Here is a 22688-nt window from a genome sequence, read left to right on the forward strand (position 1 = left end):
CTGTCAATACATCCGGATGCCTTGAAACACGGGCCCGCCTTCGCGTAGTTCGATCGATTTTTTCGACACTTTTGCGCCCTTGGGCAATCGCTTCCAAGGGTTCGGATCGAGAAGCAGCACCTCGCCTCATCATTGAAGGCCGGGTACTGGAAACAGGAACAGGATAAGGAACCGTCATGGCTAACTCCGCACAAGCACGCAAGCGCGCCCGCCAGGCCGCGAAGGCAAACTCGCACAACTCGGCACTGCGCTCGAAGTTCCGCACGGCTATCAAGGCTGTCCGCAAGGCAATCGACGCAGGCGATCACGCTAAGGCCGCCGAAATCTTCAAGGCATCGTCGAAGACCATCGACATCATCGCCGACAAGAACATCGTTCACAAGAACAAGGCAGCTCGCAACAAGAGCCGCCTCGCTGCAGCCGTCAAGGGTCTGCAAGCGCCCGCAGCGCAGTAATTCCGGTCGGCCCGCTTCGGCGGGCTACCTCCTGTTTCCGCTGCACAAGAAGCCCGCTTTGGCGGGCTTTTTTGTTTCGGTTGAATTGCCAGCCACAAAAAAACCCGCTGCTTGCGGGTTTTTGTTTTTTTTGCTTTTGCCGATCCGGTCGACTTACATCAGATGACCTGCCGTTTGGCTTGCGGCGCAGGCGCATGGTCGAGTTCCAGCTCACACGCCTCGGTGACCAGCAGGTCGTTGTCTTTCGCGAAGTTCATAACGAAATCGAAGGCCATTGGTTCGATGTCGCGCAGCCGCGAATCGAGAATCACGCATTTGAGGTCGCCGATCATGGTCGGCCGCACGTACAGCGAGTACTGCATATAGGCGTTCGGCCCCTTCCTCACGCCGGGCCCGAACGACGACATGACGCCCGCGAGCCGCTCCGACCAGTCGCTCGGCCGAAATTTTTTTCCGGTCGACGTAATGCCCTGAATGAAATATTCGATTGGAGCTGCTTCGGCCATGTAGAAATACCTGTGTGACTGCCCAGCGGAATGACGACCAACCGGCGACGCCAGTTGTACGCGCGAACTCACCGCAAGCGGCATGTACGGCAAGCGCTTGCAGCCACCTGCGACGTGCGTGGGATCTGGCGCTAACGCAACAATGATGAACCGCACCACGAGAACCGCTGCGGCGAACCGGCTGAACCGCTCTGGCGTCTGTCATGACGGCCACGCCTTGACAGGCTTTCCGCGCCGCACGAGCCGCGTTTCTTCATGCGAAACGCCGGCCTGCTGGGCTTTGGGATAACCCGCAGATTATAGCGCAGCGGGCCCTTTTCCGCAGCGCACACAAGCGCCTTCCGATGACCCCGCGAAGCGCGATACGACGCTTTCGAATCGCTTTCGGCGCCCTCCCGCCGACTCGTCAAACGAGGCGAAATCCTTTATGCTGCATGGAGTTACCACCATACCGACGGCGGCGCAGTCCGGCAACCCTGCCGGGTGAGACCGCCGTATTTGTTTCATGACCGCCAAGAAAATTCGCCACTACCTGCAGTTCAAGGACTTCTCGCTGGAAGACTACGAGTACGTGCTGGAGCGCGCGCGCATCCTGAAACGCAAATTCAAGAACTACGAGACCTATCACCCGCTGCATGACCGCACGCTGGCGATGATCTTCGAAAAGAATTCGACACGCACGCGCCTGTCGTTCGAAGCCGGCATCTTCCAGCTGGGCGGCCACGCCGTGTTCATGAGCACGCGCGACACGCAGCTCGGCCGCGGCGAGCCGATCGAAGACGCCGCGCAGGTCATCTCGCGCATGGTCGACATCATCATGATCCGCACGTTCGGCCAGGACATCATCCAGCGCTTCGCCGAGAATTCGCGCGTGCCGGTGATCAACGGGCTCACGAACGAATACCACCCGTGTCAGGTGCTCGCAGACATCTTCACGTACTTCGAGCATCGCGGTCCAATTCGCGACAAGACGGTCGCGTGGGTCGGCGACGCGAATAACATGCTGTACACGTGGATCGAAGCCGCGCAGATTCTCGGGTTCAGGCTGCGCCTGTCCACGCCGCCCGGCTACAAGCTCGACCGCGCGCTCGTCGCGGCGCAAAGCGCGTCGTTCTACGAGGAATTCGACGACCCGAACGAAGCCTGCACGGGCGCCGATCTCGTCACCACCGACGTGTGGACCAGCATGGGCTTCGAGGCCGAGAACGAAGCGCGCAAGAAGGCCTTCGCAGACTGGTGCGTCGACGCCGACATGATGGCGCGCGCGAATCCCGACGCGCTCTTCATGCACTGCCTGCCCGCGCATCGCGGCGAAGAAGTCAGCGCGGAAGTGATCGACGGACCGCAGAGCGTCGTGTGGGATGAGGCGGAAAACCGTCTGCACGTGCAGAAGGCGTTGATGGAATACCTGCTGCTCGGCAAGCTCAATCACTGAGCGAGCCGCTGGTCCATACACGCGCCGGAACCGCGGGCAATCGGGTAGGAGGCGGGGTTGCCCCCGCCGTCCTCCCACAACACCGGACGTACGGATCACGTATCCGGCGTTTCCTGACGACTGGATTGCTCCAGCGAGCTTCGTTTCGTTCGTCGTGTCGCCTGTCGTTCAATGGACACCCCAACCTCTCTCAGGCTTCCGGCCGTCAAGTTTGATCGCAGGCTCCCGGCTGTGCCGAGACTTGTGCCCAAACGCTCAGAGAGCACGCGTGACTATCCACTCTCGTCAGGTTCGGCCCTTCACTGCTCCGGTTCCGAGCCGCTACTATGGCCTCTGCTGACTCCCGCCAGCCCATCCCGGCACCTTGCGATGCCAGTAGCACAAGGCAGACTGACGGGGCTCCCAGGGTAATGCGCGCGACCTTCCTGCTTATGCCTGTCGGATCTACGTCGTGGCGTTCCGTGCAAGTATTGGGCTTTACAGATCTTGGACTGCTCACCCCGCCACACCGCCTGATATCCGCTTCCTGTTCGTCAGGCCAGCATTTTGCCTGCGGCTTCCTTCAGATTCCGCCTTACGACGGACACCCTTGCCGTTCAGCTAGCACTTCCCCTTGCCGGGTGTGCAGAGGACTTTCACCCCCAAGTCATCCGGCTCGCCACCACAGCGGGTCGGACAGCGCCAGTCACGGCGCTACGCGCCATGCCTGGCGCACCAAAAAAGGCGCCGGGAGGAAACTCCCGGCGCCTTTTGCATTCGTCGGCGGCGACGCTCCGCGGGGCAACTCAGCGCGAAAAGAGAGAACTGTCGCTCACAGGCAAACTGGCTCCGCCTCCAGTTCCACGCCGAATCGCTCGAACACGTCGTGCTGGATCGCCCGTGCCAGCGCCAACACTTCCGTGCCGCTCGCGCCACCGCGATTCACCAGCACCAGCGCCTGTCGCTCATGCACGGCCGCCGCGCCCATCGCGCGGCCCTTCCAGCCGCATCGGTCGATCAGCCAGCCGGCCGCCAGCTTCACCCGCCCATCCGCTTGCACATACGACACGACTTCCGGCTCGCGACGCTTCAGCGCCTCGAACTGGGCGGCATCGATTACCGGATTCTTGAAGAAGCTCCCCGCGTTGCCCAGTTCGAGCGGATCGGGCAGCTTCGCACGCCGCACGGCGACGACCGCATCGAAAATGGCTTGCGCGGTCGGCTGCGTGGCCGCACCCTCGGCTTGGCCAGCGCTCGCCGCAGGACCGCGCGCCGCCAGCTCGCGCGCGAGATCCGCGTAGCCCGCGCGCGGCTGCCACGCCTTCGGCAAACGGAACGTCACCGACGCAATCACGAAGCGCTCGCGCCCTTCCCGCTTGAAAAGGCTGTCGCGATAGCCGAACCGGCACGCATCGCCGTCGAGTTCGACGGCCTCGCCGGTCACGAGCTCGATCGCCCGCAGCGACGCGAAGCGTTCGCACATTTCGAGCCCGTACGCGCCGATGTTCTGGATTGGCGCCGCGCCGACCGTGCCAGGTATCAGCGCGAGATTCTCGAGGCCGGGCATGCCCTGCGCCAACGTCCACGCGACGAACTCGTGCCACGGCTCGCCGCCAGCCGCCTCGACATACCACGCATCCTGATCCTCGCGCACCACGCGGCGCCCGCGCAGCGCCACCAGCAGCACGAGCCCGGCGAAGTCGCCGGTCAGCATGACGTTGCTACCACCGCCCAGCACGAGGCGCGGCAGGCCCTCGACGCGCGGATCGCGCACCGCGGCGAGCAACTGTTCCTCACGCTCGATCAGGCACGCGAACTGCGCGCGCACGTCGAAGCCGAAGGTGTTGTGGACCTTCAGCGGATAGCCGGCCATGAGGGACGCGACGGCGGGAGCGGCAAGAGCGGATTGGGACATCGGAATGGCAACAGGGCAACGACGGGAAGCAACAGGAATCGACGAAAAACAACCAACGACGCGCCTAACGACACGAGCGGCGCCGCCCGACGCGGGATCGCCCGCCGTCGCGACGCCGCGCGGCGGCCTTGGGCAAAAGAGAGCGGCGTCGGTAAAATGACGTCCGGTCCGTGATTATAGCGAGTGCCTCGCGCTCAGCCGACCGGCTGTGTCGCGCACTGCCGCACTATTGGGAGAAAGCAATGCCATCGTTTGACGTCGTCTGCGAAGCGAACATGATCGAAGTCAAGAACGCGATCGAGCAGTCCAACAAGGAAATTTCGACGCGTTTCGACTTCAAGGGGTCCGACGCGCGCGTCGAACACAAGGAAAACGAAATCACCGCGTACGCCGACGACGACTTCAAGCTCGGCCAGGTGAAGGACGTGCTGCTGTCGAAAATGGCCAAGCGCAACGTCGACGTGCGCTTCCTCGACTACGGCAAGATCGAGAAGATCGGCGGCGACAAGGTCAAGCAGGTCATCAAGATCAGGAAGGGCGTCTCGGGCGATCTGTCGAAGAAAATCGTGCGTCTGGTGAAGGACAGCAAGATCAAGGTGCAGGCGAGCATTCAGGGCGATGCGGTGCGCATCACCGGTGCGAAGCGCGATGATCTGCAAAGCGTGATGGCGATGCTGCGCAAGGACGTGACCGACACGCCGCTCGACTTCAACAACTTCCGCGACTAAGCGGCACGGCGCGCCTGGCTTGCAACGAGCCTGCCGCCGGACCCGGAAGCGCTTCGCATCGGGCCATCGGGCCGGGCGAAGCGCTCAGCCCACTTCAAAGATCGTTGCCCGCCGCCGGACCGGCTGCCTTCTTTTTGTCGCCGATACGGCTCTCCTGCCCCCGCATCAGCTTCGCAATATTGCCGCGATGCCGCCACACGAGCAGCAGGCTCATCACCAGAACCGCGAGCGCGACGATGCGCGGCCCGAACAGAAACACGTAGAACAGCGGCGCGAACAGCGCCGAGCACAGCGCCGCGAGCGACGAGTAGCGCGTAAAGAACGCGACGATCAGCCAGGTTAGCAAGGTCGCGACGCCGAGCGTCGGGTTGATCGCGAGCAGCACGCCCGCCGCGGTCGCGACGCCTTTGCCGCCCTTGAAGCGGAAGAAAATCGGATACAGGTGACCGAGAAACACCGCAAGCGACGCGATCGCGATCGCGCGCTCGTCGAGCCCGTAACGCGCGCCGAAATGCACGACCAGCCATACCGGCAGCCAGCCCTTGAAGGCATCGCCGATCAGCGTCAGAATCGCGGCCTTCTTGCTGCCGCTGCGCAGCACGTTGGTGGCGCCCGGGTTGCCCGAGCCGTACGAGCGCGGGTCGTCGAGACCCATCGCGGCGCTCACGATCACGGCAAACGACAACGAACCGATCAGATAGGCAACGACAGCGACGATCAGGTTTTGCATCTGGGACTCTTATAAGGATCGCGGTCTGACATTCGATACCCCAACCGCAACAGGGCATGCCCGTCGAATCAGGGCGGCGCACATTTTACCGAACGCGTCCGCGCGAAAAACATTCAGGCAAATGTCAACCCGCTCATCGGCGTCAGTCCACGCTCGCGCATTGCACCGGCTTTGCCGCGAGCAGATCGGTGAGCACCTTCGGCTCGATGCTGACGAGAAAGCCGCGCCGCCCGCCGTTCAACCAGATTTTGTCCATCTCGAGAATGGTCGACTCGACATACACCGGCATCTGCTTGCGCGTGCCGAACGGCGACGTGCCGCCGATCAGATAACCCGAATGCCGGTTCGCGACCTCGGGCTTGCACGGCTCGACGCGCTTCGCGCCGATCTGCCGCGCGAGGTTCTTGGTGCTGACGGTGCGATCGCCGTGCATCAGCACGATCAACGGCTTCGCGTGCTCGTCTTCCATCACCAGCGTCTTCACGACGTGATGCTCGTCGACGCCGAGCTGGCACGACGATTCCGCGGTGCCGCCATGCTCGACGTAGTCGTAAGGATGCTCGCCGAACGTGACGCCGTGACGGCGCAGCAGCTGCGTGGCGGGTGTTTCCGACACATGTCTGGATTTGCTCATCGGCGCATTGTAATGGCGAGTTTGCACAACGGCTATTTGCCGGATGGCCAATTGTGCGGGTTCGACACTTGTGGCACGATCGTTCGAAAATATGCCGGCGCGGTGCGAGATACTGCGCGCAGGGCCACGAATTGGTAAAGAGGAGACAGTGTTGAAGCAGGCTTCATCCATCCGTTCCACGATCGATATCCCCGCGCTGCTCGCCGCCCTGCCCGCGCGCATCGGCGACATTCCGGCGCTCGCCGCCGCGCGCGATCCGCGGCATGTCGCGCTGATCGAAGATGCGCGCCGCCTGACCAACGCGCAACTGCGCGAGGCCGTCGAAGCGGCCGCCGCGCTGCTGCGCGACCGGGGCGTGCGCGGCGGCGATCGCGTGATGATCGTCGCGGAGAACAGCATCGCGCAAATCGTGCTGCTGTTCGCGACCGCGAAGCTCGATGCGTGGGCGCTCGTGTCGAACGCCCGACTGTCGGCCGCCGAACTCGATTCGATCCGCGCGCATGCGCAACCGCGCGTCGTCGCGTATGCGCTCGAAAGCTCGCCCGACGCACGCCAGCATGCTGAGCGGCATCGAGCGACACCCGCACCCACGCTGTCGCCGGACATCGGCGCATGGTCGTATGCGGTGGACAGCAGCGCGCAAGCCGAAGCCGTCGAAGCCGCCAGCGACCGCCAATGCGCGGCGCTGATCTACACGACCGGCACCACCGGCACGCCGAAAGGCGTGATGCTGTCGCATCGCAATCTGCTGTACATCGCGGCCGTGTCGAGCCGGCTGCGCCAGGTCGGGCCCGACGACGTCGTCTATGCGGTGCTGCCGATCTCGCATGTGTACGGCTTCGCGTCGGTGTGTCTCGGCAGCCTGCATGCGGGCGCGACGTTGCGGCTCGCGCCGCGCTTCGTGCCGGAAGCGGTGCGCCTCGCCCTCGCCGCCGAGCACGTCTCGATCTTCCAGGGCGTGCCGGCGATGCACGCGAAGCTGCTCGAACATCTGCACACGCACGGCCACGCATGGTCCGCGCCGCGACTGCGCTTCGCGTACTCGGGCGGCTCGCCGCTCGACGCCGCGCTGAAGGCGCAGGTCGAAGCCGTGTACGGTCTGCCGCTGCACAACGGCTACGGCATGACCGAAAGCAGCCCGACCGTGTCGCAGACGATGGTCGACGCACCGCGCGCCGATTGCTCGGTCGGCGAAGTCATTCCAGGCGTCGAAGTGAAGTTCGTCGGGCTCGACGGCGCCGAAGCCGCGCCGGGCGAGATCGGCGAGCTATGGGTGCGCGGGCCGAACGTGATGCTCGGCTATTACCGCAACCCCGAGCAGACCCGCGCGACCGTCACCGAGGATGGTTGGCTGAAGACCGGCGACCTCGCGCGGCAGGCCGCGGACGGCGCGTTGCATATCGTCGGGCGCAGCAAGGAGCTGATCATCCGCTCGGGCTTCAACGTGTATCCGGCCGAGGTCGAGCACGTGCTGAACGCGCATCCGCAGGTCGTGCAGTCGGCGGTGATCGGACGCGCGGTCGAGGGCAACGAGGAGGTGATCGCATTCGTCGAACTGGTTTCCGGCGCGACGGTCACGCCCGCGGCGTTGATCGCGTGGTGCGGCGAGCGGCTCGCGCCGTATAAGCGGCCAGCCGAGCTGAAGGTGCTCGCGGCGCTGCCGGCCGCATCGACCGGCAAGATTCTCAAGCACCGGTTACGCGAGTTCGTGTGAAGCGCGCGGGCACCCGCGCGCTTCACGTCGTGCTCACCCGCGCGGATGATGCTGCGCATGCAGCGATTTCAGCCGCTCTCGCGCGACGTGCGTGTAGATCTGCGTCGTCGAAATATCGGTGTGACCGAGCAGCAATTGCACGACGCGCAGATCCGCGCCGTGATTGAGCAGATGGGTCGCGAACGCGTGCCGCAGCGTGTGCGGCGACAACGGCGCATGGACGCCCGCGGCCTGCGCGTGTCGCTTGATGATGTTCCAGAACTGCTGGCGCGTCATGCCTTCCGCGCGTGTCGTCACGAATAGCGCATCGGCCGCGCGCGGGCCGAGGAGCGCCGGGCGCGCCTCGCGCAGATAGCGCTCGATCCACGCGTGCGCCTCTTCGCCGAACGGAACCAGCCGCTCCTTCGAGCCCTTGCCAGTGACGCGCACGACGCCTTCGTTGAGTCCCACCTCGACGGTTTTCAGTGTGACCAGTTCGGTCACGCGCAAGCCGCTCGCGTACATCAACTCGAGCATCGTGCGATCGCGCAAGCCGAGCGGCGTGTCGATGTCGGGTGCGCCGAGCAACGCTTCGACCTGGACCTCGCTCAACGTCGAAGGAAATCGCGGGGGCTGCTTCGCCGAGCGGATGCGCAAGGTCGGATCGGCGGCCGCGCGATGCTCGCGCACCGCCCATGCGTAATAGCGGCGAAACACCGACAGCCGGCGGTTCGCCGAGGTCGCCTTGTCCTTTTGCCGCGCCGCGCTGTAGGCGCTCAGGTCGGCTTCGCTCGCGGTGTCGAGGGAAGCATTGCGCGCGTGCGCGAGCCATTCGCAGAAGAGCCGCAAGTCGCGGCCATACGCGTCGAGCGTGTTGCGCGACAGGCCATGCTCGAGCCACAGCGCGTCGCAGAAGGCGTCGATCGATGCGGAGCTGGTCAGCAGCAGCGGTGATGCGGCGGCCGTGTCTTCGACGTGTACAGCGGTATTGGTGGTGGTGCTGGTGCTCATACGTACGGCACACCTTCATGCGCGAGCAACCAGCGCTTCACGTTGCGGAAGAAGCCGTCGCCGCCATCATGCGCGAAGCCGCCGATGCCGCTCGAACTCACCACGCGGTGGCACGGAATCACGATCGGAAAGAAATTGGCGCCGCACGCCTGGCCGACCGCGCGCGGCACGCTGCCGAGCTGCTTGGCGAGTTGTCCGTAAGTCAGCACGACGCCGGGCGGGATGTCGCTGATCGCCTGCCACACGCGCCGCTGGAACGCGGTGCCGCACTCGGCGAGCGGCAGCTCGAATTTCGCTGACGCGTGCTCGAAATAACGCTCGATCTGTTCGGCCACCTCGCGTGCGAGCGGCGTGTCGGGCGCAACGTTGGGCGTCGAGTCGGGCAGATAGACGATCTCGCGCACGGCTTCGCCTTCGAGCCGGATGCCGATCTTGCCGAACGGCGCATCGATCACTGCGTTGAACATGATTGCCTGCTCCTCTAGGGTCTGTTTACATATGGAACGCACGTGCGAATGCCCGCTATCGGCCGCAGGGCAAGGAGTAAGGAGCGCTGCGTGGCCGCGCCACGTGAGCGACGCACGACGCCGCCATGCGGCCGATAGCGGGCATTCCCCTGGAATGAAATTCAGAACTGGGGTTGCCGCGAGAAGGGCCGCTCGCTGCGTCATGCTCCTTGCGAATACGTCGAGTATTCGCGGCGTCGCAATCCTTGCGAGCGGCCCTTCTCGCGGCAACGCACGTGCGTTCCATATGTAAACAGACCCTAGCGTGCCAGATCGCCGGCACCGAATTGCCACGACTTTACGCCGCTTCGAGCGCCCACTCCACATGCTCGCGCACGACCGCCGACGGATCGTCGGCTCGCTGCCTCAAAGCCAGCACGATCGCGCCACGGGCATCGAGGTCCAGACTTCCGGGCGCGGCGCGCAACGCGTTACCCATGCCGACCGCGAGATTGCGCAGCCAGCTCTCGTAGCCGATGCGGCGAATCGCGCTGCCCTGCATGCGCGTATCGAACTCCTCGGCGCTCCACGCGAACAGTTCGACCAGCGACGCGCGATCGAGCCCGTGCCGCACGTCGAAATCGGCGACCGGTGCGGCCTGCGCGAACTTGTTCCAGGGACACACGAGCTGGCAATCGTCACAGCCGTACACCCGATTGCCGATCAGCGGCCGCAGGTCGAGCGGAATACTACCCTTCAGCTCGATCGTCAGATACGAGATGCAACGCCGCGCGTCGACCTTGTACGGCGCGACGATCGCACCGGTCGGACAGGCGCCGATGCAGCGCGCGCAGCTGCCGCAATGCGAGCCCGGCGTTTCGGGCGCGGCCTCGGGCGAGGTTTCGGCGTCGGTAGGCAGCGGCACGTCGACATAGATCTCGCCGAGGAAAAACAGCGAGCCGGCGTCGCGCTGCAGCAGCAATGTGTGCTTGCCGCGCCAGCCGATGCCGGCCTTCTGCGCAAGCTCGACTTCGAGCACCGGCGCCGAATCGGTGAACACGCGATAGCCGAACGGCCCGATCGCCGCTTCGATCCGGTCGGCCAGTTGTTGCAGGCGCTGGCGCATCACCTTGTGATAGTCGCGGCCGCGCGCGTAGATCGATACGACCGCCGTCGACGGGTCCGCGAGCCGCGCGTGCTCGGCCGCGCGCCAGTCGCGCGCGCGGGGTGTGGCGCGTGAGGCGGGTTGCGTTACGTCTTGCGACACCCTTTCAGGCGCGCTTTCATGTCCCCCTTCATGCGCCCCTTCAGCCGCCTCCGCTTCCAGCGTCTGCGCAGGCAAATAGGCGATGCGCGCGGTGATCACGCGTCGCGTGCCGGCCACAAGCTCGGCCGGCCGCGCGCGTTTCATGCCGTGTTTGGCCATATAATCCATCTCGCCGTGGCAACCCGCTTCGAGCCACGCTGCAAGCGGCGCTTCGGCGGCCGACAGATCGGTGTCGCTAATGCCGATCGCCCCGAAACCGAGTTCACGGCCCCACGTCTTGATGTCGAGCGCGAGCGCACGAAGCGCCGCCTCGTCGAAACGGGACGTTGCGCCAGAAGCTCGCGCGGCATCATCGGCCGATGCGGGCGTGCAGAAAACAGGGGACTTCGGACTTCGGTTCATCACGCCATTTTACGAGAATGCCTGTCAATCCCGATCACGCGCCCCTACCGTCCGCTCCCGTGCTGCTCGAACGCTCTGTCGCGCTCGCGGACGAAGCCGCCACGCAGGCGTTCGGCGCGCGCTTCGCACAGGCGATCGAAAGCGTGCGCGCGGCCTCGCATCAGGCACAGCCAGCCCAGCCTGGCGCCGCAAGCGGCCCCGCGTTCCACGGCCTGCAAGTCCAACTGGTCGGCGACCTCGGCGCCGGCAAAACCACGCTCGTGCGCGCGACCTTGCGCGGCCTCGGCCACACCGGCCGCGTGCGCAGTCCGACCTACACGCTCGTCGAACCGTATGTGCTCGAGCGGCCCGCCGGGGAACTCGCGCTCTATCACTTCGATCTGTACAGATTCACCGATCCGGCCGAATGGGCCGACGCGGGCTTTCGCGAATATTTCGACAGCGGCGCGGTCTGCCTCGTCGAATGGCCGCAACGCGCGGGAGCGCTGCTCGGCGTGCCGGATCTCGTCTTCTCGCTCGGGCTCGTCGGCAACACAGACGCAAACGCGGACGCACGCGTACTCGTCGCACGCGCTTATAGCGAATCAGGAAAGGCATGTCTCGAAAGATGTTAATCAAACCATTCCATTCGATCGAATCGGCGGCGGGCGCAACGCATAACTGGCGGCGCCGGCAGATCCTGCGCGCCGGTGCGTCGACGCTGGTGCTCGGCCTCGTCGCTCCGCGTCTCGCGTTTGCGAGCTCGGTGCTCGGCGTGCGCGTGTGGCCCGCGCGCGACTACACGCGCGTGACGATCGAATCCGATCAGCCGCTGCAGAACACGCAGCAACTGCTGCAGGGACCGGACCGGCTCGTCGTCGATCTGAACGGCCTCGACCTCGATCAGGCGCTGAAGGAGCTGGTCTCGAAGATCACGCCGAACGATCCGCAGATTTCGTCGGTGCGGGTCGGGCAGTATCAGCCGCACGTGGTGCGCATGGTGTTCGACCTGAAGGGCTCGGTGAAGCCGCAGGTGTTCGCGCTGCCGCCGGTCGGCGCGTACAAGTACCGGCTCGTGTTCGACCTGTATCCGGCTGTCGCGCCCGATCCGTTGATGGACCTGCTCGCGCAGACCGAGCGCAAGCAGCAGGCGCTCAACGAAGAAAACAGCGCGCCGCCCGCGACGCTTGCGGGGCCCGGCACGGCGCCGCCGGTCGACAACAGCGAAGCGTTCTTCGAGCACTACGCGCAGAATGGTGGCGCCGGCAATGGCGCCGCGGGCGTACCGCATCCGCCCACGCATGGCACGACGGCGCCGTCCGCGCCGGTCATTGCCGGCAGGCAGGCGGCGCCGTCCGCGCCCTCCGCGCCGCCTGCCGCACTGGCGCGCAACAAGGGTGGCAACGCCAACAGCAACAGCACCGCACGCGGTCTCGACAGCAACGACGACAACCTCGGCGACAGCGGCGACACCTACGCATTTACCACTCCGAAGTCGAGCCGCAGCAACACCGTGCGACTGCTCACCGTCGCAATCGATCCGGGTCATGGCGGCGAGGACCCGGGCGCGATCGGCGGCGCAGGCACCTACGAGAAGCACGTCGCGCTCGACATCGCGAAGAAGCTGCGCGCGAAGATCGACGCGCAGCCGAACATGCGCGCGATGATGACGCGCGACGCCGACTTCTTCGTGCCGCTGAACGTGCGCGTGCAGAAAGCGCGCCGCGTCGGCGCGGACCTGTTCGTGTCGATCCACGCGGACGCGTTCACGACGCCCGAGGCGAAGGGCTCCTCGGTGTTCGCGCTGTCGGAGCACGGCGCGTCGAGCGCGGCCGCGCGCTGGATGGCGAACAAGGAGAACTCGTCGGATCTGATCGGCGGCATCAACATCAAGTCCGACGACGCCACCGTGAACCGCGCACTGTTCGACATGTCGACCACCGCGCAGATTCGCGACTCGATGCGCTACGGCAACTTCGTGCTCAAAGAGATCGGCGACATCAACAAGCTGCACAAGGGCTCGGTCGAGCAGGCCGGCTTCGCGGTGCTGAAGGCGCCGGACATTCCGTCGATCCTCGTCGAGACCGCGTTCATCAGCAATCCGGACGAAGAGCGCCGCCTGAACGACGACGCGTATCGCGACAAGATGGCCAGCGCGATCCTGACCGGCATCAAGCGCTATTTCGCGGCGAATCCGCCGCTCGCAAAGAGCCGCATGACGTGATGTCGGCACACGCGAAGCAATCACAAAACGGCCCTCCGGCCGTTTTGTTATTCACGCTCGCAACCCGTGGCGCAACGGTTGCTCAGCGTGCCGGTATCAAGCGCTGCACGACCCAGCCGCCGAACACGTTGACCGCGAGCCCCGCCATCACGAGCAACGCGCCCGCCACCTGCATCGCAGACAGTTGCTCGCCGAGCAGCAGCGACGCCGACGCGAGTCCGACGATTGGCACCAGCAGCGAGAACGGCGCGACCTGGCTCGCCGGATAGCGCGACAGCAGACGGCTCCACAAGCCATAGCCGAGCAGCGTCGCGATAAACGCCAGATAGACGATCGCGAAGATCGACAGCGCGCTGATACCGGTCAGCGCGGCGGCGATCTCGCGCGGCCCTTCGAACACGAACGACGCCGCGAAAAACGGCAGCGGCGGAATCAGGCTCCCCCACACGACGAGTCCGACCAGATCGACCTTGCCGACCTTCTTCGTAACGATGTTGCCGAGTGCCCACATGCACGCGGCGCACAGCGTCAGCAGGAAACCAGCGACGGACATCGTGTGGCCGCCTTGCAGGCCGATCACCGCGAGCCCCGCCGCGGCGACCAGCAGACCCGCGACGTTCGGCAAACGGAAGCGCTCGTGCAGAAACAGCGCCGCGAAGATCAGCGTGAAAAACGCCTGCGCCTGAAGCACCAGCGATGCAAGCCCCGCCGGCATGCCGACGTACATCGCCGAGAACAGGAACGCGAATTGCCCCAACGAGATCGTCGCGCCGTAGGCGAACAGCCACCGCCACGGCATCTGCGGCCGCTTGACGAAAAACACCGCCGGCACCGCAGCGAGCGTAAAGCGCAGCGCGCCGAGCAGCATCGGCGGCACGCCGTGCAGGCCGACCTTGATCACGACGAAATTGACGCCCCACGCGAGCACGACGATCAGCGCGAGCAGCAAGTCCCCTGGGCGACATCCGGGTCTCCAAAGAAATGGTTCGATCTGGCAGTGTAACGGAGGCCGCAAATTCGCTTCGGTGCGCCCGCTCATGGCGAGCGTGCGCCGATGCCGTCGGCAGCGCGCGACGCGCAGTAGAATCGACCATTCGAGTCTTCTCCTTCCACTTTCCCGTCGAGCCTGCCCATGACTTCCTCGATCAAAGCCGTCCTCAAACCGCACTTACGCGACATCGGCAATCTGACCGTGCGGCGTGTCCTGCCCGCGATGGCGGCGCGCCTCGTCGGCCCGTTCATTTTCTTCGACCACATGGGCCCCGCGACCCTCGAACCCGGCAGCGGCCTCGACGTGCGCCCGCATCCGCATATCGGCCTCGCGACCGTCACCTATCTGTTCGACGGCGCGATCATGCATCGCGACAGCCTCGGCTCCGAGCAGAAAATCGTCCCCGGCGACGTCAACTGGATGACGGCCGGGCGCGGCATCGTCCATTCGGAGCGAACGCCGCCGGAAGACCGCGCGCGCGGCCAGACGATTCACGGCATCCAGACCTGGGTCGCGCTGCCGCTCGCCGATGAAGACGCCGAGCCGTCGTTCGCGCATCACGCGGCGGCGACCTTGCCGGTCGTCGAGCGCAACGGCGTGACGCTGCGCGTGATCGCGGGCACCGCGTTCGGCGCGGTGTCGCCGGTCGCGACGTTTTCGGGCACGCTGTACGTCGCCGCCGACTTCACGCCGGGCAGCGCGTTCGCGCTCGAACCGGAGCACGAGGAGCGCGGTGCATATCTGGTGGAGGGCGATCTGGAGATCGACGGCACGCCGCTCGAAGCGGGCCAGATGGCCGTGCTCGCGCTCGACGAAACCGTCACGCTCGCGAGCACGCACGGCGCGCGCGTGATGCTGCTCGGCGGCGAGAAGCTCGACGGCGAGCGCTTCATCGAATGGAATTTCGTCGCGAGCTCGCGCGAGAAAATCGAAGCCGCGAAGCTCGCGTGGACCAATCAGGAAATGGGCCACGTGCCCGGCGAAACCGAATGGATTCCGCTGCCGCAGCGCAAGTGACGGCGCTGGGCCGCGCGCGAATCACCGCATTGAATTCGCGCGATTCGGCCCCACCTAGCGCCTGTTCACAAACCGTTTCTATCGACGAGGACGCAATGGACACCACTCTGGCCACTTTCGAACAGGACGTCATCAAGGCGTCGATGCTGGCCCCCGTGCTGGTCGATTTCTGGGCGCCGTGGTGCGGCCCCTGCAAGAGTCTCGGCCCGATGCTCGAAAAGCTCGAAGCCGAAGCCGCCGGCAAATGGAAGCTCGTGAAGGTCAACGTGGACGAGAACCACGAGCTGGCCGCGCACTTCCAGGTGCGCAGCATTCCGCACGTGATCGCGTTCGCCGACGGCCAGGCCGTCGATCAGTTCGTCGGCGTGCTGACGGAAGGACAGCTGCGCGAGTTCCTCGACCGGCTGGTGCCGCAAGGGGCGCCGGCCGCGCGCATCGAAGCGCAGACCGCGCTCGCCGAAGGCCGCCGCGACGACGCCTACGACCTGCTGCAAGCGGCGCTCGCTTACGACCCGGGCTTCGACGACGCGCGCATGGACCGCATCGAGTTACTGCTCGAAGACAACCGCATCGATGAGGCCCGCAACGAAGTCGATCTGCTGTCGCCGAAAACCACGCAAGGCATCGACGCGCGTTTCAACGCGATCAAGACGCGGCTCGACGCGGTGGACGCCGCCGCGGACCTGCCGCCCACCGATGCGCTCGAAGCGCGCGTCGCCGGCCACCCCGACGATCTCGAAGCACGCTTCGATCTCGCGAATGCGTTTATCGCGCGACGCAAATACGCGCAGGCGCTCGAACATCTGCTCGCGATCGTGCAACGCGACCGCGCGTTCCGCGACGATATCGGCCGCAAGACGATGTTGTCGGTGTTCGATCTGGCCGCGCATCAGCCGGAGCTGGTGTCGCAGTGGCGGCGCAGGCTGAGCGCGTCGTTGTATTGATCGATTGTGATGTTTTGCCCGATGGCAGCCTGGGTCAGCGCGGTTGAAACCGCCGCCCGGGCTGCCACCTAAACCGTCGCCTTCTTCGCCAACTCCCGCAACACGTACGCCGCGGCCGCAAAACCAAAGCTCGCGGTCACGCACACGCTGGAGCCAAACCCCGCGCAGTTCAAGCCGACCGGCCCCGTATGCCCCGGCGACGTGCTCACGTGCTCGGCTTCTTCATCGATATCGCAGACGGCCGCTTCTGGATAGATCAGCGGCTCGTCGGAATACACGGCGTTCACCTTGAACTTCGCCTTAGGCCCGCGCGGAAAGCCATGCTGCTTGCGCAACTGCCCGCGCACCTTCGACAGCAGCGGGTCCTGGATCGTCAGCGCGAGATCGTCGATGCGGATCCGCGTCGGGTCAAGCTGACCGCCCGCGCCGCCGACCGTGATCAGCGGCTGCTTGCGCTCGACGCACCATGCGATCAGCGCGGTCTTCGTGCGCACGCTGTCGATCGCGTCGATCACATAGTCGAAGCCGCCGCCGAGCGTGGCCGCGAAATTGTCCGGCTCGACGAAGTCCTCGATCAGCCGCACCTCGCAGCACGGATTGATTGCCGCGATGCGTTCGGCCATCGCTTCGACCTTCGGTTTTCCGTAGTTGCCGTCGAGCGCGTGAATCTGCCGGTTCGTGTTGCTTTCCGCGACGTTGTCGAGATCGATCAGCGTCAGCGTGCCGAGCGCGCTACGCGCAAGCGCCTCCGCGACCCACGACCCCACCCCGCCGATGCCGATCACCGCGACGTGCGCACCCTCGAATGCGGCGAGCGCGGGCGCGCCATACAGACGGGCGATGCCGCCGAAACGGCGCGCGCGGTCGGCGGTTTCGTTCGCGTCGAGGCTGGTAGTAAGATCGGATTGCGCGGCGGTGCTGGACATGATGGCAGGGCTCGAAAACACAGGCGGAACAAAGCAGGCGGCGGCGCTTTGGCAAATCGCCTGGGCAAATTGCTTTGGCAAATGGGGCGCGCAGCCCGTATTTTGCCTGAACACGTGAAAACAGCCGCGCAGGACCACGAGCAGCGACGCAATATTGCAGGCTTGCGCCGGCGCAACATGCGCCGCGCCATACGTTGCTCCGCTCGCGCGCAAAAACCTGACGCCTTAGCTATACTTGGCCCACACTGTAGCGTTCGCATAAGAAAATGATCTCACTCGCCGAGCTTCGAAAAAACTACTCGCTGGGCTCACTGGACGTTGCCGACGTCAACCACGATCCGTTCCGTCAATTCGACACGTGGTTCCAGCAGGCCATCGACGCCAAGCTGCCCGAGCCGAATGCAATGACGCTGGCCACGGTCGACGCGCGCGGCCGGCCTTCGGCACGCATCGTGCTCATCAAGGGCGTCGACGAGCGCGGTTTCGTATTCTTCACCAACTATGAAAGCCGCAAGGGCCGCGAACTGAACGTGAACCCCTACGCGAGCCTGCTGTTTCACTGGATCGAACTCGAACGGCAGGTGCGCATCGAGGGCCGCGTCGTCAAAACGAGCGAGGCAGACAGTGACGCGTATTTCGCGTCTCGTCCGCTCGGCTCGCGGATCGGCGCATGGGCATCGAATCAGAGTCAGGTGATTGAAAGCCGTTCGCAGCTCGAAGTACGCGAACGCGAAATCAGCCTGCAATACGGCGAAAATCCTCCGCGTCCGCCGCACTGGGGTGGCTACCGTCTGGTGCCCGACGCGATCGAATTCTGGCAGGGGCGGCCGTCTCGGCTGCACGATCGTCTGCTTTACACGCGCGCGGAAGAAAGCGCCAACTGGCTGATCGCACGCCTGTCGCCCTGACCGGTCGATGACCGGACGAATGAGGCCGGCGGCGGCGCCAACGTAGCGGCGCGCGTCGGCGGGATTGCGTTGCGCGGCCCGCGGAATGCGCCGCGCCATGTCGCGATCCACATAGCTTTGCTTTAAATCAACGAACACGGAGAGATCACATGTTCTGGGAGAAAAAGCTGGCGCAGTGGGTTGAAGATGTCAAAACCACAGCTAACCTGCCCGCACGCCTCGTGCTGTGGGACGGTCAGCAACACGACTTCGGGCAGTTCGCCGCGCCCCGGGTCACGCTACACGTGAAGAGCGCAACCGCGCTGCCCTATCTGCTCGAACCGAGCCTCGACAATCTTGGCGAAGCCTATGTCAAAGGCAAGATCGACATCGAGGGCAAGCTGTCGGACATCATCAATATCGGCTATCAGCTCGCGCGCAGCACCGTGACGAGCGCCGGCAAGCTCGCGCGCGTGCGGCGCTACTTCAATCACTCGAAGACGTCGGATAAGAAAGCGATCCAGTATCACTACGACGTGTCGAACGAGTTCTACAGGTTGTGGCTCGACGAGAACATGGTCTACTCGTGCGCGTACTTCGAGACCGGCACCGAAGACCTCGCGACCGCGCAACTGAAGAAAATCGATCACATTCTGACCAAAATCCAGCTGCAGCCCGGGCAGCGTCTGCTCGACATCGGCTGCGGCTGGGGCGCGCTCGTGCTGCGCGCCGCGCAGAAGTTCGGCGCGAAGTGCGTCGGCGTCACGCTGTCGCAGAACCAGTTCGATCTCGCCACCGCGCGCGTGAAAGCGGCGGGCCTCGAAAACCAGATCGATATCCGCCTGCAGGACTATCGCGACGTCAAGGGGCAGTTCGACCGCATCACGAGCGTCGGCATGTTCGAGCACGTCGGCCGCAAAAACCTGCCCGGCTATTTCCAGAAGATGCACGACCTGCTCGCCGACGACGGCATCGCGATGAACCACGGCATCACGTCGAGCGACGCCGATAGCGGCGAAACCGCGCTCGGCGGCGGTGAGTTCATCGACCGCTTCGTGTTCCCGGACGGCGAGCTGCCGCACATCAGCCTCGCGCTCGAATCGATGCAGCGCGGCGGGCTCGAACCGGTTGACGTCGAAAGCCTGCGCCGTCACTATGCGCACACGCTCGACATCTGGGCGGAAAATTTCGAAGCCCACGCAGACCAGGCGCGCAAGCTCGTCGACGACGAAAAATTCCGCATCTGGCGCGTGTATCTGGCCGGCTGCGCGTATGCGTTCGAAAACGACGACGTGTCGATTTTCCAGGTGGTGTGCCGCAAAGCCGGCCGCAGCGCGAAAACCCTGCCGTGGTCGCGCCGCTACATGTACGAAAAACCGCTGTGACCCGGCTGTGACCCGGTTTGTGACCGGTCGCGCCGCGGCGGCGTGCATGAAGCGCGCGCCGCGGCGCAATTCTGATGAACAGCAGGCCGGACATTGATGGACCAGAGCAGGACGAGTGACGTTGAAGAGCCGTTGAACGGCAAGGACGGCAGCGCGGACGATGCGGCGCATCAGGCCGCGCAGCAGTTCGATCTGTTCGGGATGCCGGTGGAGGCCGCGGCAGAAGCGCCGGCCATGTCCGCACGTGAAGCCGATTCGGCCGCAAGCGCTGCCGCGCAGCCAGAGCACAAGCGCACCACGCCGAAGACCGCAATTTCCAACACCCCCGCGTCGCTGTTCGAAGACGACACCCCGCCCGACAGCCCCGCTCCTGAACCAGACTGCGCCCCGGCCTCCGCCGACGCCCCGAAAAAGCGCCGCAGCCGCGAGGTGCTCGCTGCACCGCCGTCGCCGGAGCTGCTCGCGCTCGCGGCGCAATTGCCGCCGCAGATCCACCTCGGCACGTCGACATGGTCGTTCCCGGGTTGGACAGGCATCGTCTACGGCGACGACTACAGCAACAGCAAACTGTCGCGCGAGGGCTTGAGTGCGTACGGCGCACATCCGCTGCTGAAGACGGTCAGCATCGACCGCTCGTTCTACCAGGCGTTGACGGTCACCGAATACCTGCGCTACGCGCAGCAGGTGCCCGAGCACTTCCGCTTCATCGTCAAGGCGCCGATGACGATCACCGACGCCACCGTGCGCGCCGAGCGCGGCGAGCCGGTGTCGCTGAACCCGTGCTTCCTGAACGCGCGGATGGCGATCGACGATTTCGTCACGCCCTGCCTCGAAGGCCTCGGCGCAAAGGCCGGCGCGCTGGTGTTCCAGTTCTCGCCGCTGCCGGACCAGATGCTCGCACAGCCGGCGGTATTCATCGAACGACTGGGAGAGTTTTTCGACGCGCTGCCCGGGCTGCCCGACGGCAGTTGCTACGCGGTCGAGATTCGCGACGCGAGCCTGCTCACGCCGCGCTTCATCCGCATGCTGAAGACGGCTGGCATGCGCTACTGCGTCGGCATTCATGCGCGGATGCCCGATCCGCTGCGCCAGGCCGCGGCGCTCGCGCTGCTCGATGGCGAGCCGGCCGGTCCGCTGATCGTGCGCTGGAGCCTGCACGGCGGTTTCAAGTACGAACAGGCGAAGGCGAAGTACGAGCCGTTCAACCGGCTCGTCGACGAAGATCCGGCGACGCGCGCGTCGCTCGCCGAACTGGCCGCGCGCTACGCGCTCGCTGGTCAGCCGGTCGTGATCGCGGTCAACAACAAGGCGGAGGGATCGGCGCCGCTCAGCTGCGTGAAACTGGCCGAAGAAATCGTCGAAGCCTGCGTGCGTGTCACGCAGGGACGCGGCGATAACGGCGACGAGGTGCCATCGCGAACACAGGAACCGCAGTGACGAACAGCAGCGGGCGGTCTTACGCATCCGCCCGTTGCCGACTCCAATCCCCGCGCTGCGCCGCTACCCCCCCTTGATCCGATGCGCGAACTTCTGGCGGAATTTCGCGACTTTCGGCGCTACCACGAACGAGCAGTAACCCTGATTCGGATGCTGCGCGAAATAGTTCTGGTGATAAGCCTCGGCGGGCCAGTAGTTGTCGCCGAGCGGCAGCACCTCGGTCACGAGCTTGCCGTCGTAGATGCGCTGTTCGCCGATCTCGCGAATCGCCTGCAGCGCGGTTTCGTGCTGCGCGTCGGAATGCGTGAAGATCACCGAGCGGTATTGCGTGCCGACGTCGTTGCCCTGCCGGTTCAGCTGGGTCGGATCGTGGATCGCGAAAAAGATGTCGAGAATCTCGCGATAGCTGATCTTGGCCGGATCGAAGTCGACCTTGACCACTTCCGCGTGACCGGTGTCGCCGTCGCAGACCTGCTCGTAGCTCGGATGGCGCGCGTGACCGCCCGCATAACCCGACTCCACCGCATTGACGCCCTCGACGCCCAGATACACCGCTTCGAGGCACCAGAAACATCCACCGCCGAGCGTTGCTATCTCGTTCATAAGCTTCACCCCAGGATCAGATTCACACAATGATCGGCAGCCGGCCTGCGTAGCGCCGCCGTATCTGCCACCGCATCCGAATATATGGCCGAACACGCGTTCTGAAAGGCGCAGTCAGGCACGAGTCAGGCACCCGTCGCGCAATGACCGCAAATCCGGCCGTGCAGATATCGAGTATAGAAACGCCGGCACGCGACGTGTGAATAACCGTGCCTCACACACGCAAGCGCCGCACCCGCGCCTCGATCCAGCACGATCGGCAAATTTTCGGGTGCAGCCTTTCGAGGCGATCGTCGCTGCAACCGCCCGGCTGCCACGCGCCGCACGCATCGTGGTGCGGCGCGCGCGGCGATTGCAGTTAAAATTGGCGGAAATCAACGATTTTCACCATGACTTTCGAAACATCCGCTTCCCGCCGCGCGGGTATACGCTTCAATTCGCGCTTCAATTCGCGCCTTGATTCGCGCTGCAGTCGGTCTTTCACACGGCGCGCGACGGGGGCCTCGCCCCGATGAAGCGCGCGAGCCCACCCAACTTCGACCCGTCCGCGTTCAAACAGGCGCTCAGCCAGTTCGCGACCGGCGTCACCGTGATCACGACGCGCGCCGCGTCCGGCCAACTGATCGGCATCACGGCCAGTTCGTTCAACTCGGTGTCGCTTTCTCCGCCGCTCGTGCTGTGGAGTCTCGCGACGCGCTCCGCGTCGATGCCGGTGTTCCGCGCCAACAGTCACTACGTGATCAATGTGTTGGCCTCGACCCAGCTCGATCTGTGCAAGCGCTTCGCGACCGTGAAGGGCGACCGCTTCGAGGGCGTGTCGCACGCGGCGGGCGACAGCGGCATGCCGGTGCTCGACGGCGCACTCGCGTGGTTCGAATGCCATAACCGCAGCCGCTACGAGGAAGGCGACCACGTGATTTTCGTCGGCGAAGTGGAGCGCTGCGGTGTGCATGAAAATGCCGCGGACATGCTGCCGCTCGTGTTCCAGAGCGCGCAGTTCCACGGCCTGAAGCCGCTTTGAGCGGCGCGGCGCTTCCCTGGCGTCTGTAGCGCCTGTCGCTCGGACGCGTCGAAAACGGCGCGCCCCGCCCTCA

The 22688-nt window shown here is 65.0% G+C and carries 23 protein-coding genes; 13 read left to right on the forward strand and 10 right to left on the reverse strand.

Annotated features, from left to right (window positions below; all coding sequences use genetic code 11):
• Window positions 1-176: 176 nt before the first annotated feature.
• Window positions 177-455 carry a 30S ribosomal protein S20 gene (rpsT, locus tag OKW27_RS25555; RefSeq protein ID WP_027198671.1) on the forward strand — a complete coding sequence of 93 codons (279 nt, stop codon included), beginning with the start codon at window positions 177-179 and terminating at the stop codon, window positions 453-455.
• Window positions 456-613: 158 nt separating this feature from the next.
• Here the strand turns inward: rpsT and OKW27_RS25560 are convergent, their stop codons facing one another.
• Complete coding sequence (locus OKW27_RS25560) at window positions 614-961, reverse strand: DUF3579 domain-containing protein (RefSeq protein WP_090801622.1); 348 nt, start codon at window positions 959-961, stop codon at window positions 614-616.
• 505 nt (window positions 962-1466) lie between these two features.
• Between OKW27_RS25560 and argF the strand changes: the two genes are divergently transcribed.
• Window positions 1467-2396 carry an ornithine carbamoyltransferase gene (argF, locus tag OKW27_RS25565; protein ID WP_090801624.1) on the forward strand — a complete coding sequence of 310 codons (930 nt, stop codon included), beginning with the start codon at window positions 1467-1469 and terminating at the stop codon, window positions 2394-2396.
• 811 nt (window positions 2397-3207) lie between these two features.
• Here argF and murB read toward each other — a convergent pair.
• Window positions 3208-4248 (reverse strand): UDP-N-acetylmuramate dehydrogenase, encoded by a 1041-nt coding sequence (gene murB / locus OKW27_RS25570; RefSeq protein ID WP_429335235.1) that lies wholly within the window; start codon window positions 4246-4248, stop codon window positions 3208-3210.
• Window positions 4249-4532: 284 nt separating this feature from the next.
• Between murB and OKW27_RS25575 the strand changes: the two genes are divergently transcribed.
• On the forward strand, window positions 4533-5018 hold the full coding sequence (locus OKW27_RS25575) for a YajQ family cyclic di-GMP-binding protein (RefSeq protein WP_429335236.1): 486 nt from the start codon (window positions 4533-4535) through the stop codon (window positions 5016-5018).
• A gap of 94 nt (window positions 5019-5112) precedes the next feature.
• Here OKW27_RS25575 and plsY read toward each other — a convergent pair whose 3' ends face one another.
• Both plsY and ybaK read right to left on the reverse strand, forming a co-directional pair.
• Window positions 5113-5748 carry a glycerol-3-phosphate 1-O-acyltransferase PlsY gene (gene plsY, locus OKW27_RS25580; RefSeq protein ID WP_184023064.1) on the reverse strand — a complete coding sequence of 212 codons (636 nt, stop codon included), beginning with the start codon at window positions 5746-5748 and terminating at the stop codon, window positions 5113-5115.
• Between the two features lie 142 nt (window positions 5749-5890).
• Window positions 5891-6382, reverse strand: coding sequence for a Cys-tRNA(Pro) deacylase (gene ybaK / locus OKW27_RS25585; protein ID WP_090801630.1), 492 nt, complete (start codon window positions 6380-6382; stop codon window positions 5891-5893).
• Window positions 6383-6533: 151 nt separating this feature from the next.
• On the opposite strand from ybaK, the gene OKW27_RS25590 reads away from it, so the two are divergent.
• Window positions 6534-8096: a class I adenylate-forming enzyme family protein gene (locus tag OKW27_RS25590; RefSeq protein ID WP_429335237.1), complete on the forward strand. Its 1563-nt coding sequence runs from the start codon at window positions 6534-6536 to the stop codon at window positions 8094-8096.
• Between the two features lie 33 nt (window positions 8097-8129).
• Here OKW27_RS25590 and xerD read toward each other — a convergent pair whose 3' ends face one another.
• From xerD to queG, 3 genes are all read right to left on the reverse strand, one after another.
• A complete protein-coding gene (gene xerD / locus OKW27_RS25595; protein WP_429335238.1) occupies window positions 8130-9086 on the reverse strand; it encodes a site-specific tyrosine recombinase XerD in 957 nt (318 codons plus the stop codon).
• Entirely contained in the window at window positions 9083-9553 is a 471-nt protein-coding gene (locus OKW27_RS25600) for a methylated-DNA--[protein]-cysteine S-methyltransferase (RefSeq protein ID WP_090801634.1), read from the reverse strand. Before OKW27_RS25600 ends, xerD begins: the two co-directional genes overlap by 4 nt.
• Before the next feature lie 337 nt (window positions 9554-9890).
• Window positions 9891-11201 carry a tRNA epoxyqueuosine(34) reductase QueG gene (gene queG, locus OKW27_RS25605; RefSeq protein WP_429335239.1) on the reverse strand — a complete coding sequence of 437 codons (1311 nt, stop codon included), beginning with the start codon at window positions 11199-11201 and terminating at the stop codon, window positions 9891-9893.
• A 17-nt stretch (window positions 11202-11218) separates the two neighbouring features.
• On the opposite strand from queG, the gene tsaE reads away from it, so the two are divergent.
• On the forward strand, window positions 11219-11815 hold the full coding sequence (tsaE, locus tag OKW27_RS25610; protein WP_429335240.1) for a tRNA (adenosine(37)-N6)-threonylcarbamoyltransferase complex ATPase subunit type 1 TsaE: 597 nt from the start codon (window positions 11219-11221) through the stop codon (window positions 11813-11815).
• Window positions 11797-13404, forward strand: coding sequence for an N-acetylmuramoyl-L-alanine amidase (locus OKW27_RS25615; protein ID WP_429335241.1), 1608 nt, complete (start codon window positions 11797-11799; stop codon window positions 13402-13404). The genes tsaE and OKW27_RS25615 overlap by 19 nt, the downstream gene beginning before the upstream one ends.
• Window positions 13405-13486: 82 nt before the next feature.
• Here the strand turns inward: OKW27_RS25615 and OKW27_RS25620 are convergent, their stop codons facing one another.
• Entirely contained in the window at window positions 13487-14395 is a 909-nt protein-coding gene (locus OKW27_RS25620; protein ID WP_429336599.1) for an EamA family transporter, read from the reverse strand.
• 141 nt (window positions 14396-14536) lie between these two features.
• Between OKW27_RS25620 and OKW27_RS25625 the strand changes: the two genes are divergently transcribed.
• Both OKW27_RS25625 and trxA read left to right on the forward strand, forming a co-directional pair.
• Window positions 14537-15412 (forward strand): pirin family protein, encoded by an 876-nt coding sequence (locus tag OKW27_RS25625; RefSeq protein WP_429335242.1) that lies wholly within the window; start codon window positions 14537-14539, stop codon window positions 15410-15412.
• A gap of 95 nt (window positions 15413-15507) precedes the next feature.
• A complete protein-coding gene (trxA, locus tag OKW27_RS25630; RefSeq protein WP_090801643.1) occupies window positions 15508-16356 on the forward strand; it encodes a thioredoxin in 849 nt (282 codons plus the stop codon).
• 68 nt (window positions 16357-16424) lie between these two features.
• Here the strand turns inward: trxA and tcdA are convergent, their stop codons facing one another.
• A complete protein-coding gene (tcdA, locus tag OKW27_RS25635; protein ID WP_429335243.1) occupies window positions 16425-17282 on the reverse strand; it encodes a tRNA cyclic N6-threonylcarbamoyladenosine(37) synthase TcdA in 858 nt (285 codons plus the stop codon).
• 266 nt (window positions 17283-17548) lie between these two features.
• Between tcdA and pdxH the strand changes: the two genes are divergently transcribed.
• The 3 genes from pdxH to OKW27_RS25650 all read left to right on the forward strand — a co-directional run bounded on the left by pdxH (window position 17549) and on the right by OKW27_RS25650 (window position 20991).
• A complete protein-coding gene (gene pdxH / locus OKW27_RS25640; RefSeq protein ID WP_090801646.1) occupies window positions 17549-18190 on the forward strand; it encodes a pyridoxamine 5'-phosphate oxidase in 642 nt (213 codons plus the stop codon).
• A 149-nt stretch (window positions 18191-18339) separates the two neighbouring features.
• Window positions 18340-19554 carry an SAM-dependent methyltransferase gene (locus OKW27_RS25645; RefSeq protein WP_090801647.1) on the forward strand — a complete coding sequence of 405 codons (1215 nt, stop codon included), beginning with the start codon at window positions 18340-18342 and terminating at the stop codon, window positions 19552-19554.
• A 96-nt stretch (window positions 19555-19650) separates the two neighbouring features.
• Window positions 19651-20991: a DUF72 domain-containing protein gene (locus tag OKW27_RS25650; protein WP_429335244.1), complete on the forward strand. Its 1341-nt coding sequence runs from the start codon at window positions 19651-19653 to the stop codon at window positions 20989-20991.
• A 63-nt stretch (window positions 20992-21054) separates the two neighbouring features.
• Here OKW27_RS25650 and msrA read toward each other — a convergent pair whose 3' ends face one another.
• Window positions 21055-21594 (reverse strand): peptide-methionine (S)-S-oxide reductase MsrA, encoded by a 540-nt coding sequence (gene msrA, locus OKW27_RS25655; RefSeq protein WP_429335245.1) that lies wholly within the window; start codon window positions 21592-21594, stop codon window positions 21055-21057.
• A gap of 199 nt (window positions 21595-21793) precedes the next feature.
• Here msrA and OKW27_RS25660 point away from each other — a divergent pair, with 199 nt between their 5' ends.
• Window positions 21794-22054: a hypothetical protein gene (locus OKW27_RS25660; protein WP_429335246.1), complete on the forward strand. Its 261-nt coding sequence runs from the start codon at window positions 21794-21796 to the stop codon at window positions 22052-22054.
• A gap of 51 nt (window positions 22055-22105) precedes the next feature.
• On the forward strand, window positions 22106-22615 hold the full coding sequence (locus OKW27_RS25665; protein ID WP_090801653.1) for a flavin reductase family protein: 510 nt from the start codon (window positions 22106-22108) through the stop codon (window positions 22613-22615).
• Window positions 22616-22688 lie beyond the last annotated feature (73 nt).

This window comes from Paraburkholderia sp. 35.1, assembly GCF_050436525.1.
GTDB classification, from domain to species: Bacteria; Pseudomonadota; Gammaproteobacteria; order Burkholderiales; family Burkholderiaceae; genus Paraburkholderia; species Paraburkholderia tuberum.

Excerpts from the sequence above, each read along its gene's own strand:
- rpsT (WP_027198671.1), top strand. The coding sequence starts at position 177 with ATGGCTAACTCCGCACAAGCACGCAAGCGCGCCCGCCAGGCCGCGAAG.
- OKW27_RS25560 (WP_090801622.1), bottom strand. The coding sequence starts at position 961 with ATGGCCGAAGCAGCTCCAATCGAATATTTCATTCAGGGCATTACGTCG.
- argF (WP_090801624.1), top strand. The coding sequence starts at position 1,467 with ATGACCGCCAAGAAAATTCGCCACTACCTGCAGTTCAAGGACTTCTCG.
- murB (WP_429335235.1), bottom strand. The coding sequence starts at position 4,248 with ATGGCCGGCTATCCGCTGAAGGTCCACAACACCTTCGGCTTCGACGTG.
- OKW27_RS25575 (WP_429335236.1), top strand. The coding sequence starts at position 4,533 with ATGCCATCGTTTGACGTCGTCTGCGAAGCGAACATGATCGAAGTCAAG.
- plsY (WP_184023064.1), bottom strand. The coding sequence starts at position 5,748 with ATGCAAAACCTGATCGTCGCTGTCGTTGCCTATCTGATCGGTTCGTTG.
- ybaK (WP_090801630.1), bottom strand. The coding sequence starts at position 6,382 with ATGAGCAAATCCAGACATGTGTCGGAAACACCCGCCACGCAGCTGCTG.
- xerD (WP_429335238.1), bottom strand. The coding sequence starts at position 9,086 with ATGAGCACCAGCACCACCACCAATACCGCTGTACACGTCGAAGACACG.
- OKW27_RS25600 (WP_090801634.1), bottom strand. The coding sequence starts at position 9,553 with ATGTTCAACGCAGTGATCGATGCGCCGTTCGGCAAGATCGGCATCCGG.
- queG (WP_429335239.1), bottom strand. The coding sequence starts at position 11,201 with ATGAACCGAAGTCCGAAGTCCCCTGTTTTCTGCACGCCCGCATCGGCC.
- tsaE (WP_429335240.1), top strand. The coding sequence starts at position 11,219 with ATGCCTGTCAATCCCGATCACGCGCCCCTACCGTCCGCTCCCGTGCTG.
- OKW27_RS25615 (WP_429335241.1), top strand. The coding sequence starts at position 11,797 with ATGTCTCGAAAGATGTTAATCAAACCATTCCATTCGATCGAATCGGCG.
- OKW27_RS25625 (WP_429335242.1), top strand. The coding sequence starts at position 14,537 with ATGACTTCCTCGATCAAAGCCGTCCTCAAACCGCACTTACGCGACATC.
- trxA (WP_090801643.1), top strand. The coding sequence starts at position 15,508 with ATGGACACCACTCTGGCCACTTTCGAACAGGACGTCATCAAGGCGTCG.
- tcdA (WP_429335243.1), bottom strand. The coding sequence starts at position 17,282 with ATGTCCAGCACCGCCGCGCAATCCGATCTTACTACCAGCCTCGACGCG.
- pdxH (WP_090801646.1), top strand. The coding sequence starts at position 17,549 with ATGATCTCACTCGCCGAGCTTCGAAAAAACTACTCGCTGGGCTCACTG.
- OKW27_RS25645 (WP_090801647.1), top strand. The coding sequence starts at position 18,340 with ATGTTCTGGGAGAAAAAGCTGGCGCAGTGGGTTGAAGATGTCAAAACC.
- OKW27_RS25650 (WP_429335244.1), top strand. The coding sequence starts at position 19,651 with ATGGACCAGAGCAGGACGAGTGACGTTGAAGAGCCGTTGAACGGCAAG.
- msrA (WP_429335245.1), bottom strand. The coding sequence starts at position 21,594 with ATGAACGAGATAGCAACGCTCGGCGGTGGATGTTTCTGGTGCCTCGAA.
- OKW27_RS25665 (WP_090801653.1), top strand. The coding sequence starts at position 22,106 with ATGAAGCGCGCGAGCCCACCCAACTTCGACCCGTCCGCGTTCAAACAG.